Source organism: 'Santalum album' aster yellows phytoplasma, from assembly GCF_018283495.1.
Lineage (GTDB): Bacteria > Bacillota_I > Bacilli_A > Acholeplasmatales > Acholeplasmataceae > Phytoplasma > Phytoplasma asteris.
Genome location: NZ_JAGVSK010000001.1, coordinates 41,071 through 53,656, shown reverse-complemented (window position 1 = coordinate 53,656; position 12,586 = coordinate 41,071). Strand labels below are relative to the sequence as shown.

Below are 12,586 nucleotides of genomic sequence, written 5' to 3'. Positions count from 1 at the left end.
TGAAGGATAGTTTTTTTAATTATTTATATTATTTTTATTTTTTAAATAGTTTATTAATTTAATTTATTTTAAATATGGAAATAATTATTTCTTACGATAAGGTTTATACCAAGTTGTTTTTTTAGGATAGAGATATTTTTGGATTAAAGTTGGTTCATAGTAAAAAATATATAAATTATTGTATTTATTTTTCATGTTTATGATTGCTTCTAAGGTATGTGTTTTATCCTTAATAAATGGCATTTTTCCATCATGATAGATAAATATAATATTTTGGGGACAATTAAGAATTGACTTAGACATTATATTCGCCTTTGTTTTGATTAATTGTTTTGTGAAATGAGACTTTTTTGTAATAATTAGTATCAATATTTTTATGTATAAAGATAAGAGTTTTATTAGTGTTTTTTACTTTAATGTTACGAATTGTATTATTTAGAGTCTCTTTTTTTACTTTTATTTTAAAAGTACTTTTGATTTGATTGAGGTGTTCAAACTGAGCTGTTCCGTTTTTTAATACAACTTTTTATTTTAAAATTGTTCTTTAAGACTAAAAATTAATAGATAATTTCATATCTTTTCAAACTAAAGAAATATTGTTTTCATTCAAAAAAGTGTCTAAACTTTTTTTGATAATTCTTTGGTTTCAAAAGATATTTTTTTAAATATTTTATCTTTACACTATCTAGTTAGGTAAAAAAAGTTAAAAAGTCGTTAACAAAATGAAAAGAAAATAATATTTGATATAAGTTTAACATTTTTCTTAAAAAAAGCGCACTAAAGCAACCTTTTTTCAAGGTTATATTGTTTTATATTTATTCAACTCAAAATTTATCTCAGATTTTGAATATATTGATATGGAGTTGAATGGTTTAATTTACTTAAAATCCACTTAGTATTCCAAAATTGAGGAAATTGATTAATTAATTTTTTCATTTTGTTAGGAGATTTTTGAAATAAAAAAGGATTTTGATGTTGTAAGATTGTTTTCATTTGGCCGAAAAAGTTTTCAATGACGGCGTTGTCTCGTGGGGTAGCTTTTCTTGACATACTGATTAAAAAACCTTTTTTCGTTAAAGTTTGTTGGACTTTTAAAGATTGATAAATTTTTCCTTGATCGGAGTGAATAATACAAGGATTAGTAATTTTTGGAAGTTTTTTAATAGTTTTTAAAACTAATTCTTTATTTTGTTGGTTGGAAGTGTGAGAAGCAATGATTTGGTTGTTAAAAGAGTCAATGATACAAGAAAAATATAAAAAACCTTGAGAAGTTTTAAAATAAGTGATATCAGTAAAAAGTTTTTGTAAAGGGGTTGTTGATATAAAATCTTGATTGATTAAATTAGGAATTATTTGGAGATGATTTGTTAAATTACGGTAAGTAAAGTTTTTTTTAGGTCTTAAACAACAACAAATATTATTTTTTTTCATAATGAGATAAACTTTTTTCTTAGTAATGAATTCATAAAAGTTTTTTGGTATAAATCAGTGATTTTGCGATGACCGTAAAAATATTGATGATGTAAACATAAAGCTTCTATTCTTTTTTCTTGTAAAAAGTATTTTTCTTCTTTTTCTTTTAGTTTATCTTTTATTTTTAACCAATAGTAATAAGTACTTCGTTTAATTTGGATTGTTTTTAAAATGGTGGTTAAATCAAGATTTGGATTGAATTGGTTCACTAAATAAAAAACCATTTTTTTATCAATTTTTTTAATCTTTTCAATAATTTTTTGTAATAATTTAATTTTTTGTTTTAATTTTTGCATCTTAATACCAATTATCTTAGAAATTATTTTAAATATATTTATATATTAACTATTATAACTCTAAAATCAGTTATATATAAGCACTTCAAGCGTTAATCTTTTTTGTTTTTTAAAAATACATATATAAATACTTGGTAAGGCTATTAACTTAAAATTAAAGTTGATTTAATGATTGAAATAAAATTAAAAAAATAAAATTACCAAAAAAAGGAGTTTTTTTATATCGATAAATAATAATGATTAAAAATGATAAACTCGATAATATCAAATATCGATTATCATTATCATTATCGATATAAAATATAAATATAAAGTATCACTCTTTAAATAGGTTAATCTTTATATAGGTTTTTTAAAGAGGCAAATGGTAATAAAGTGGTAATAAAGTGGTAATAAAGTGGTAATAAAGTGGTAATAAAGTGGTAATAAGATGGTAATAAGATGGTAATAAGATGGTAATAAGATGGTAATAAGATGGTAATAAGATGGTAATAAAACGGTAATAAAGTGGTAATAAAAAGGTAACTTAATGGTAATAAAAAGGTAACTTAATGGTAATAAAAAGGTAACTTAATGGTAATAAAATGGTAATTTTATAAATTATTTATTTGTTTTTAATTCTTTTTTATTTAAATTTGATAAATAACCAGAACGTAACTTTTTCACCCGATAACCTTGTTTGGCTTTAGTTAAGAAGAAATGAATATATTTTAAATCTTCTTGGTGATAATAGATGATGTTTAAGCCTTTTTTGTAGTTAGTTTTAATGGTTTTATTATATTTATCTCGCTTTTGAGAGTCTAATTGATATAATTGTAAAGTTTCTAATTTATTTACATCAATTTTGCCAATTAATTCTTTGATGTTGTTTTTAGATTCATTTTGATAATTGATTTGGAAAAGAGGATAAAGGTGTTTAAGGGGGTTGTTTTGGCTTTTAAGAGGGGTTAAATCAGAAAGTAATGGTTTACTATTACTAGAAGAGAAATTATCATTAATTAAGGTAATTTTCGTTTGTTTAATTTCTTCTAAGATTTGTAGGTCGACAAAGAGAGTTTGGTTTTTCGGACGGTAATTAGCTTCTTGGTAGGTATTTTTCTTTTTAGAATGAGAGATAATAGTGAGATTGATTAAATCTTCTTTTAATATTTTTAAAAAGTTTTTAATTTGAGTTAAATCGTTAGGGGTGGTTTTCGTATTCCAACCCCCGATTCTAATTTCTTGACTGGTATCATTCATTTTTAATTTCTCCTTTTAATTATTCGTTAATAATTTCTACTTTATCTTTACCAAAAAAATGAATGGCTAAATCGACTATGATTTTTTTTCTAGCCTCTTCATAAGTAATATATGGGTCTAAAAAACATTTTTGATAAGCTGTTTTGCCATATTGACGTAATAAATCATCAACATCTTTACAAGTTTCATCATATGGTGGTAAAATCCTGCGGATTTCATAAGGGATTTGATTTAATTTTAGTTGTTTTCCTAAGACTTCACTGCGTTTTCTCCCTGTTTCGTCGTTGTCTAAGACGATAATAACTTTGATGTTTTCTTTTTTGAGGATTTCTATTTGAGCTTGAGACAGTAATTGAGTAACACAAATGAGACCGACCACGTTCTTAATTCCATATTGATAACAACTTATAACATCAAAAAAACCTTCATGAATGATGATGGTTTTTGTTTGTTTAATATATGGTAAAGCTTCAAAAAAACGATAACTGAAATAAAAAGTGGGTGTTTGACTGAAATTCGTTAAAGATTGGTATTTGGGTTGGAAATAACTAGTCTCGCGAAAATGGTTTTGATAAAAATGAAAAGTTTGATGATAACCATTTTCAATAGGGATAATGATGGAACCATGAAAAGTATCATGATAGTATTTTGTTCCTTGATGGTTGGTTTTTTCTTTAATAAAACCATAATCTAACAATTGATCAATGTTAATGTTTTTCTTTTTTAAAAAATTGATGAATCGAAAAGATAAAGGTTTATTAGATAAAGGGGCATATCCTAATTTAAATTCTTTAATGGTTTCTAGTGTTAATTTTCTTTTTTGGGTTAAATAAATTAATCCTGGTTGACTTTCTTCATTTTTGTTAGTCATTAATAAATAATGATAATAATCTCTAATTTGATTAAATAAGGGCGAGATTTCTTTAAATAATTGTTTTTTGATGAGTTGGATGCGGGTTTCATCAATTGGATGAGAGGTTTTGGATTGATATGGTTGTTTAAAAGGATTAGGGGTTATTTTATTGCTTTCTTTGGCTTGTTGGTTTAAAGTTTTAAATTCTTGTGTTTGCATAAAATGATAAATTCTAGTAATAACCTCAGGAAAGTTTTTAATTCTTCTTATTTCTTGATAAACATCAATTACGTCATAATCTCGACCACATTTCCAACAATGAATATTGTTGTTTTTATTGATATGACAAGTTGTTGGATTTTGACCTTGATGGATGGGGCAAGGGAAACGATATTTGTCGTTGAAGTTTGGTGGGAGAATATTTAATTTTTTTAATAAAACCGACATAGGGAAATTAGTTTTGATGTGGTTAATTTTAGTTTGATTATTCATTATTTACTCCTTAAAAAGTTTCGATTTGATAAGGTAAAACATAACCGATTTCTTGGAAGGTTTGCGTGGTCATTTCAAAATGATAAACTAAGGTTTTTTTAGTGCCACTGCGATTTTTTTTGATATTTACTTCGATGATTTTTTGATGATCGTTGTCATCAGCTTCTAAATATAGTTGATTTAAGGTTGAATTATAGATATTTAAGAGTTTTGTTTTATCTTTTGATAGTTTGGGTTGGAATTCAGACATCATTAAGATGATATCGGAGTTAGTTTCGATCCCTCCTGAACCTTTTAAAGCGGTGATTTCAGGGGATTTACCGTTATAATTAGAATAAGTATCGCGAGAAAATTGAGAGAGAATGATAATCACGATGTTTAATTCAATCGCTAATTGTTTTAATTTAGTCATAATTTCGTCAATGGCGAGGCGGTCATTTTCTAAGTGATTGGATGATTTAGTAATTTGAAGGTGATCGATAACGATGATTTCTACTTTTTGTTCTAAATGGAGACGATAAACTAAATCAATGATATAATCTATTTTTTTAGTTTTATCATAACTAAAGGATAAATTAAGTTTAGAAAAGAATTGTTTAGTTTCACTCATCCTTTCCATGTAGGTTTGTTGTGTGATACTTGAATCTTCCAAATTTTTATCTAAAATAACATCTAAAGGAATTTGAGTGATGTTAGCTAATAACCGAATTAAATTTTCTTCTAAGGTCATTTCAAAAGAAAAAACCAACACGTGAGGGTAATGTTGGGTTTCTTGATACTTAGTTTTGGCAATATCTAACAGCAAATTATAAACAAAAGTGGTTTTTCCTAACCCTGTATAACCGCCAATGGTGATGATTTGACCTTTTTTAAATCCCTTGGTAGCTTGGTTTAGTCCTTTGAAAGTTTCTGATAAGCGGTAATATTCTTCTTGGATTTTTTGTTTTGATTGATAATCGGTTTCAAAAAATTCAGGATGTAAAGAGACCATTTGGTTTAAATTAAAGAGAGTTTTATCATTTTTATGAGGAATTGAAGAGATAAAATTCCTTAATTTATCAAATATTTCTTGGTAACATAAATTTTTGTGGTAAGGGTCTTGATTATCAAAAGAAGGTTTAATAGTTTTAATTAATTGTTGAAATAGTTTTTCTTGGGTATAGGTATGTTTTAAGTTAGCTAAAAAATCAAGGTTATTTTCCTTACTAAAATCATTATTTAAAAAAGATAATGATTCTTTCGTAAAGTGATCTTGGGGAAAATGGGTTTGAAGATAGGCGAGTAATTCTTTGATAATGATGGGTTTGGTAGTGATTTTGTCCCACGGATGAGATATGGTTCTTTCTAAAAATAAATATCTTAAAGCGTTAAAGATTTTTTGATGATGGGCTTCTTGAAGATATTTAGGGTTGATTATTTGACAATAAAGGTTTAATTTTTCCCATTGGCCTTGTTCGATATAATTAATGATTTGGGTTAAGGCTTTTTGTTCATTGGTTAAATGATTCATTATTTTACTCCCTATTTTTAATTAAATTAATGTTGTTGAAGGGGATGAAGTTTCTTTGGATGAGGTTTTTAAAAAAAAGATTAGCTTCGGGAGAAAATAAATTAATGACTTGATTGATGCCTTGAACTTTTCCATTTTTAATTTTGTTGTTGAGCCTTTGGGATTCGATAGCATCATTAGTTAATAAATAATATTCAAAACGAGTATCTAGTTTTTTGAGTTGTTGAGCTTCGATAATGGCTTGTTTATAGCGTTCACGAAGACATGTTTTGAAATTGAAGGCAATTATACGCTTATTTTCAGAAAATAATACTAAATCAAATTTAATATCTGAGATGAAGAATAAATAGGATTGTGGATAAAGATTTGTTATTCCTTTTTGATGAAAATATAACAAAATGAGATATTCATTGATTTTTCCGCGGATTGCTTTTTGGCTTTGGGAGTTATAGTTGTTATCAGTTAAATAATTATCAAGAAGAGAGTGATGATGAATCATATATTTATTAAAAGTAAATGAAAATGATGTTTGATAAAAAAGTTTTTTTAAAATATTAACACATTGAGCGTTAGTGTTAAATTGTTTAATGTGGTAAAAACTGGTATTTGTTAACATCTTTGATTATTCCTTTCTTAATTTTTTTGGTTTTCCAGGTAATAGTCCCATCAGGTTTAAGAGTTTTAATTTTTCCATTATGGTAATAAAAATAAAGATTACCATTTTTACATTTTTTCTTAATAACAATAGCCATTAGATTTCTCCTAAATATTTCATAATTTTTTGAATATTAGATGGAATGTGGTCGGTTCCGTTTAAGATTAATTGTTTAATGTCACGAGTGTAATGAGTGAGATAATGTTTGTATCCTTGGCACACGGTTTGAAAATAAGTTAATGATTTTCTTTCAATCAGATCTCTTTGGTGGTTTTTTTGTTTTTTCTTTCTGGTTTTTCCGATTTGAGGGTCAATCTCTAAATAAATTAATAAATCAGGTTTTTTTAAAATAGTTTCATGATTGATATTGAAAATTTGTTTTAAAGGTAAATTAGTTAGTTTCTTTTCCTTAGAAAAGGGAAATAATTGGTAAGCATAAGTAGATGGTAACCAACGGTCTAAGATGATTAATTGGTTATTTTTAAATAATTCTGCTTGGATTTGAGTCATATTCGCGAGACTTAAATAAAAACGCGTGAGATAATCTACTTGTGAAAAATTTAAAAATAAATCTCTAATTTCCTTCCCAATAGAACTACTTCCTAACCCTTGATACAGCTGATGAGGGGTTTTTAATTGGAGTTGAAGGGCATGAATAAGAGAAGTTTTACCGCTACCGTCAATGCCTTCAAAAACGATTAATTTCATCATTGATTTCTCCTTTGATTTTTATATTTGGATATAAAAAAAAGACCTTCAATTTGAAGGTCTAAAAATATGAATAAATTATTTGATTTTGCTTAATTGTTTTAAATAAGTGGTTTTTGTTAATTCTTCTGTAACTTTATTTAAAAGTGCTAAGTATTTTTGACTGTCTTGAATCATTTTGATGATAAAGGTTTTATTTTGGTAAATACGGACTACATGATAGTTTTGGTCATTAAAATAAACTAAAAAGTAAGCGAAGTTAGCTTGACTACAATATAGTTGACATTGAACTTGGGCCCAGTAGTATTTGGGGATATTTTCGAGCTGAGGGTGAGTTAAAAAATGAGTCCAAGTGGATGAGACTGCTTGATTTTCGTTCACATAAGGACATTTAATTTCTAAAACAGCTTGATGTTTTTCGTTGTAGCCATCCAAAGAAGCCGAAAACATTTTAACCTTGTCATCAGTGAAAATGGTGTCTTCGAAAGTTAAATTGGTTTTTTGATTGAAAAATTCTCTAGCGATAGGTTCCATTTTTTGGCCATGGAGAGTGTATTGATTGGAAGTAAAAGTCGTGCCAAAGAGTTTATCATGAACTAATTGTTTCATCGAACGAAAAGGATCTAACCCCGTAATGGAAGCGATTTCGGAAGCGTTAATATATTTTTTGCGATGTTGATACCATAATTTGGTGTGTTGATTTAAGTTTTTGATTTGCATAATAATCATTCTTTCTTAAAAAGTTTTTTCTTAAAAAGTTTTTGAAATAATAAGAAAAGATATTTTCCTAAATAATAAATAAATTTAATTATATGATAAAGACATTTAAAAAGAAAATCAATTAGATATAAAAGATGAGGAAGAAATAATAAAATAATTGTTAATAAACCTAAATTTAACCATTGATTTTGATAAGTAAAGAAATAATCACTTATAGTTTTAAGGTTATTATTAACCTTAGTTAACCAAGTATTAATTAAATTCCACATGATAATTAAAGTCGCTTCGTGGTTAAATGTTGATAAAATTGAACCACTATTCCTTGTTTTAATTGGTGAATACTTAGTTTGACGGTGAAAAGATAGAATTTAATGACATAATAAACGATTATAATTGGAATAAATAAAAGTAAAATGATGATGAAAAAGATGAGATTACTAGGTAAAGATTGAAAGATTTTTTTGATGAACATGGTTTTTGGTTTCCTTTCCAAGTTGTTGTATGTTGTTAAATAAAAAAAAGACCCTGATGAGGGTCTTGGTTTGCTTTTAAAAAAATTAATTTTAAATTATTTTTTTAAATTATCAGGTTTTTTGGAAGAAGAACCTTTTTCATGAGTTTTAGTTTCTTTAATTTTTTCTTCTAATGTTTTTCTTATTGCTGGATCAGATAACATTTGAATAATTTTATTCCTTTCTTCTTCTGAATAATTTTCAAGAGTATTATATAATTCGTAATATTTTTTTACATTATCTTTTACTTCTTCCTTGGATGAAATTATATCTTTTCCATGTTTTTTAGGCGCAGCCATTACTTGATGAAAATAATTAGTAATTAAGAACATTTCTAAAACTATAAATAGCAAAATATTCAAGAATAATAAATTATGTTTAAATTTAAACATTAATTAAAAACCCCTTTTATTAATTCAGAAAAAATTATTTTTGTTCATATTGCCAAAAAATATACATATTTTCAGCTCCATTACCCATTTGTTTTAATTCTTCTAAAGTATATTTATCATCTTCATCGTCTCTTGTATTATTATCAAAAAAAACACCTAATAAATTATGAGGTGGATTTTTAATTTTCCATATCATTGCAAATTGTGCTATATTTCCATTATAACGTGGACCAGTTAGTGTAAAATCAAAATATTGTGAAAATGGTTGAAAATTTTTAATACTATTAATATCTGAAAAAGTTATATTAACGATTCTCATATCACCAACACGCTCTTCATGAGGGGCCGCTATCACTTGATTATTATTAGTAATTAAAAAAAATCCTAATAAAATAAATATAAATATATTCAAGAATAATAAATTATGTTGAAATTTAAACATTAATTAAAAACTCCTTTTATTTTATTCCTGGAATTTAAAGTTGATATTTTTATGTCCATCCAGGTTGATTTTTTCCATTTTTAACCTCTTAACTTTATCATAATTATGTTTATCTTGGTAAAGAGATAAAGTTTTACGGACAGGGTTGAAGTGGAGATGGAAATTGGTTAATTCGAAATCAGAGTTAAGAACAAATGCACGACCAAGGTAGTAATCTTTGTCGTCTTCTAAGAAGTGTTTTGGACCTTTGTATTTAAGAATTAATTTGTTGTAACCTGGGCCTTTGTGTTCGTGTTTTTCGAAATTAACATAATTATCTAAATAACTGTCATCTTTGTTATAGAAATGAGCGCTGTTAAAGCCGTTTAAAGTGGTGTAATTATAGGTATCACCATCTTTATTCCAACGGTCGAAAGGATGACGGTCTTTGATGTAACTAGCGAGGTTAGTGGGTTCTTTTTGAGTTTCACGACGATTTTCGATCAGCTTTAATTCTTTTCTTAATTCTTCTTCTCGAGCTGGAAGAATTTTAAGTTCATTTTTAATATAATTAATTTCTTGGTTTTTATCTTTAATCGTTTGTTCGTATTTTTCTGGTGTTTGATTTAAAGTAATTAATTCTTGTTCTAATTGAGCGATTTTGTTTTCTTGGTGGATTTTAGTTAATTTAGTTTGAATTTGTTCTAATTCAGATTTGATGCCAGAACATTGACGAACATAATAATCAATTCCATTTAAACCATCAAAGGTATAGAGACGTTCAACTTTAGTTTCATCTTTGGGTTTATCTAAATATTGAAGGATTCCTTCTCGCCATTGAGCGTATTGATTTTCACAAGCTTCTCTTCTTTTTTTAACTTGTTGACGATCAGGTTTTATTTTTAATTTTAAATTTAAGACTTCTTCGATATCAGAAGGCAACATGACGGCGTGAGTTTGAGGGTTTTGTTGAGACCATTTAGCCGTTTTTTTGTAAGCTTCTTCGATGATCGTGGTTAAATCACGGTTAGAGAGGTTTTTTCCTTGACATAATTGAGTAATCTCTTTTAAAGCTAAGAAAGTATGATAACTAATTTGATAAGGGGTGATAATATGTTTTAAATAACCTTCAATTTCGGAATCTTTTAAATGACCGATATAGATTTCTTTACTAAAACGACTGCGTAAAGCCGTATCAATTTTATGAAGGTTATTAGTCGCTCCCATTAAAACAATTTTTTTATTACTACTATTAAAACCATCTAATTTATCTAATAAAGTATTAATCACATTGACTCCTCCTGAAGAAATGTTGGAATCATTACGATTTTCTAATCCTTCAATTTCATCAATAAAGATAATGGTTTTATCATGACTTTCTGCTTCTTGCCACACTTTCTCCACTTCTTTTTCTCCTTCACCGATGTATTTTTGTCTAAATTTAGCAGGAATTAAATTAATAAAGTGAACGTTAGCCTCGCCACAAAGAGCTTTGATTAAAAAGGTTTTTCCTGTTCCTGGTGGACCATAAAGTAAATAACCTTTGGGGCGGACTTGATCGAAGTTAATTAAAGTTTGATTGGTTTTAAAATAAGTTAATAAATCTTCTAATTCTTCTTTTTCTGTTTCCATGCCGTAAACGTCTTTGAATGTCACTTGTTTTTTAGTATGAGGAAGAGGTTTGTTTTCTTTTAAATGATTTAATTGGGTTTGTAAATTATTCTTTTGTTTGTTAAAATAAAGTTTTTGACCTTCTAAGAAAAGGTTAAAACCATTTAAATTTTTTAATTCAGTTTGGTTTTCTCGATTTTCTTTTCGATTTTTTAATTCTTCAAGGTTTTTTTGATTAGCGGCCACATAATTAATTGCTTGTTGAAATTGGGAAATTTGTTGTTGGAGGTTTTCTTGAGTTTGCAGTTGGGCTTTTTCTTGGGCTAATTTTTCTAATGCTGCTTTTTTTTCTTGTTGATTTTGATTTAACGCTTTTCGTTGTTCTATTAAATTATTGACTAAGGTTTGTTGCTTTTGTTGTTGATTTTTTAGTTCTGTTAATTCTTGTTGTTTTTGGGTTTTGATGGTTGGATCTAATTGCGGATTATTAGTTAATTCGGTTTGGAGTGTTTTAATTTTGGTACTAATTTCAGTTAAAATTTTACTATTTTCATCAATTTGGGTTTTTAGTTGATGGTCTTGTTCTTGGGTGGATGATAGCTTTTTAGTTGATTCGTGAGAATGAGTGATTCCAATGATTAATAAAACCAAGAAACCAAAACTTAACAATCCGATTAAACTAAGATAAATTTTTTGCTTTAATGACATAGTTAACCTCCTTTTTTAGGTTATTTTAAAATTAACGTTTTAACTTTGTCTTTGATAGTTTGAGAAAGTTTAAAAGCAACGATGGTTTAGCAGGGATTTTGAGTTTTTTTCCTGTTTGAGGGTTTCTTCCTAAACGGGCTTTTTGGCTTTTTAAAATGAATTTACCAAGTTGGGGTGATAAAATAACCTCTTCGTGGGATGTAATTGCTTCGATTAGAGCATTCTCGAAGATGTGATAAAATTCTTCTGTTTTAATTAAAGAAGTTTCGCTGTCTAAAGCGATTTTTTTAATTAATTCTTTTTTTGTCATTTTTTGATTTCTCCTTTTTTTAAAATATGATTTTGTTGATTAATATTTGTGTGATTTGGTCTAAATTATCTTTTTGTGAGTTAGTTGTGTTAATTATAATATACCTACAATTTGTGTTTTTACAATTTGAATTGTCACAATAATTATGTTGGTTTAAATAATTTTGGCGACAGTTTCAAAATAATTTAAGGGTTTTTGTTCAATGAGGTCTAATTTATGATTAGGTTGGGTTTGTTTACGTTGTAATCCAATTTTAGGGTCAATATCTAGGTAAAAAGTTAATTAAGGTTTAATTAAGAAATGATAAATAATTTTTGATGTTATTTCATCATCATCAATATTATTTCTTTGATAATCCAAAGTGGAATCATACCAACAGTCAACAAGAACAAGATAACCATCCCATAAAGCAGGTATTATTAATTCTTCTTGGGTTTGGATCATGTTGGCAAAACTTAATAAATATTTAGTTTTAGGGCTTATTTTGGATTGATGTAAAAACCAATTTCTTATTTTTTCCCAATGGAACTACTTCCTAAACCTTGAAAAACTTTGACTTTATGTCCTTTGTTAATTAAATATTTTTTTAATTCATTAATTAAAGTAGTTTTTCCACTTCCATCTAGACCTTCAAATGATGAAGATAAAAGGTTCAAATCCTTTATTCAATCTTTAAGTTTTAATTA

The 12,586-nt window shown here is 26.8% G+C and carries 10 protein-coding genes and 3 pseudogenes; all 13 read right to left on the bottom strand.

Going from position 1 to position 12,586, the window contains the following annotated elements:
- Nucleotides 1–84 precede the first annotated feature (84 nt).
- The 13 genes and pseudogenes from KE631_RS00360 to tmk (KE631_RS00300) all read right to left on the bottom strand — a co-directional run bounded on the left by KE631_RS00360 (nt 85) and on the right by tmk (KE631_RS00300) (nt 12,556).
- Nucleotides 85–303 (bottom strand): hypothetical protein, encoded by a 219-nt coding sequence (locus tag KE631_RS00360; RefSeq protein WP_212508910.1) that lies wholly within the window; start codon nt 301–303, stop codon nt 85–87.
- Nucleotides 304–831: 528 nt separating this feature from the next.
- Nucleotides 832–1,769 (bottom strand): annotated as a pseudogene (locus KE631_RS00355) (IS3 family transposase).
- A 600-nt stretch (nt 1,770–2,369) separates the two neighbouring features.
- A complete protein-coding gene (locus tag KE631_RS00350; protein WP_212508909.1) occupies nt 2,370–3,008 on the bottom strand; it encodes a phase variable surface lipoprotein in 639 nt (212 codons plus the stop codon).
- A gap of 19 nt (nt 3,009–3,027) precedes the next feature.
- Nucleotides 3,028–4,353 (bottom strand): toprim domain-containing protein, encoded by a 1,326-nt coding sequence (locus KE631_RS00345; RefSeq protein WP_212508908.1) that lies wholly within the window; start codon nt 4,351–4,353, stop codon nt 3,028–3,030.
- A gap of 10 nt (nt 4,354–4,363) precedes the next feature.
- Nucleotides 4,364–5,863: a replicative DNA helicase gene (locus KE631_RS00340; RefSeq protein WP_212508907.1), complete on the bottom strand. Its 1,500-nt coding sequence runs from the start codon at nt 5,861–5,863 to the stop codon at nt 4,364–4,366.
- 4 nt (nt 5,864–5,867) lie between these two features.
- The gene (locus KE631_RS00335; RefSeq protein WP_212508906.1) at nt 5,868–6,479 is read right to left on the bottom strand and encodes a hypothetical protein; all 612 of its coding nucleotides are present in this window, start codon (nt 6,477–6,479) and stop codon (nt 5,868–5,870) included.
- Nucleotides 6,480–6,614: 135 nt separating this feature from the next.
- Nucleotides 6,615–7,229 carry a dTMP kinase gene (gene tmk / locus KE631_RS00330; RefSeq protein ID WP_212508905.1) on the bottom strand — a complete coding sequence of 205 codons (615 nt, stop codon included), beginning with the start codon at nt 7,227–7,229 and terminating at the stop codon, nt 6,615–6,617.
- Between the two features lie 75 nt (nt 7,230–7,304).
- Nucleotides 7,305–7,946 (bottom strand): YqaJ viral recombinase family protein, encoded by a 642-nt coding sequence (locus KE631_RS00325; protein WP_212508954.1) that lies wholly within the window; start codon nt 7,944–7,946, stop codon nt 7,305–7,307.
- A gap of 568 nt (nt 7,947–8,514) precedes the next feature.
- Nucleotides 8,515–8,850, bottom strand: coding sequence for an SVM family protein (locus KE631_RS00320; RefSeq protein WP_212508904.1), 336 nt, complete (start codon nt 8,848–8,850; stop codon nt 8,515–8,517).
- Nucleotides 8,851–8,884: 34 nt separating this feature from the next.
- A complete protein-coding gene (locus tag KE631_RS00315; RefSeq protein WP_212508903.1) occupies nt 8,885–9,292 on the bottom strand; it encodes an SVM family protein in 408 nt (135 codons plus the stop codon).
- Nucleotides 9,293–9,313: 21 nt separating this feature from the next.
- A complete protein-coding gene (locus tag KE631_RS00310) occupies nt 9,314–11,590 on the bottom strand; it encodes an AAA family ATPase (protein WP_212508902.1) in 2,277 nt (758 codons plus the stop codon).
- A gap of 20 nt (nt 11,591–11,610) precedes the next feature.
- A pseudogene (locus KE631_RS00305) lies at nt 11,611–11,900 on the bottom strand (HU family DNA-binding protein).
- 19 nt (nt 11,901–11,919) lie between these two features.
- Nucleotides 11,920–12,556 (bottom strand): annotated as a pseudogene (gene tmk / locus KE631_RS00300) (dTMP kinase).
- Nucleotides 12,557–12,586: the final 30 nt, after the last annotated feature.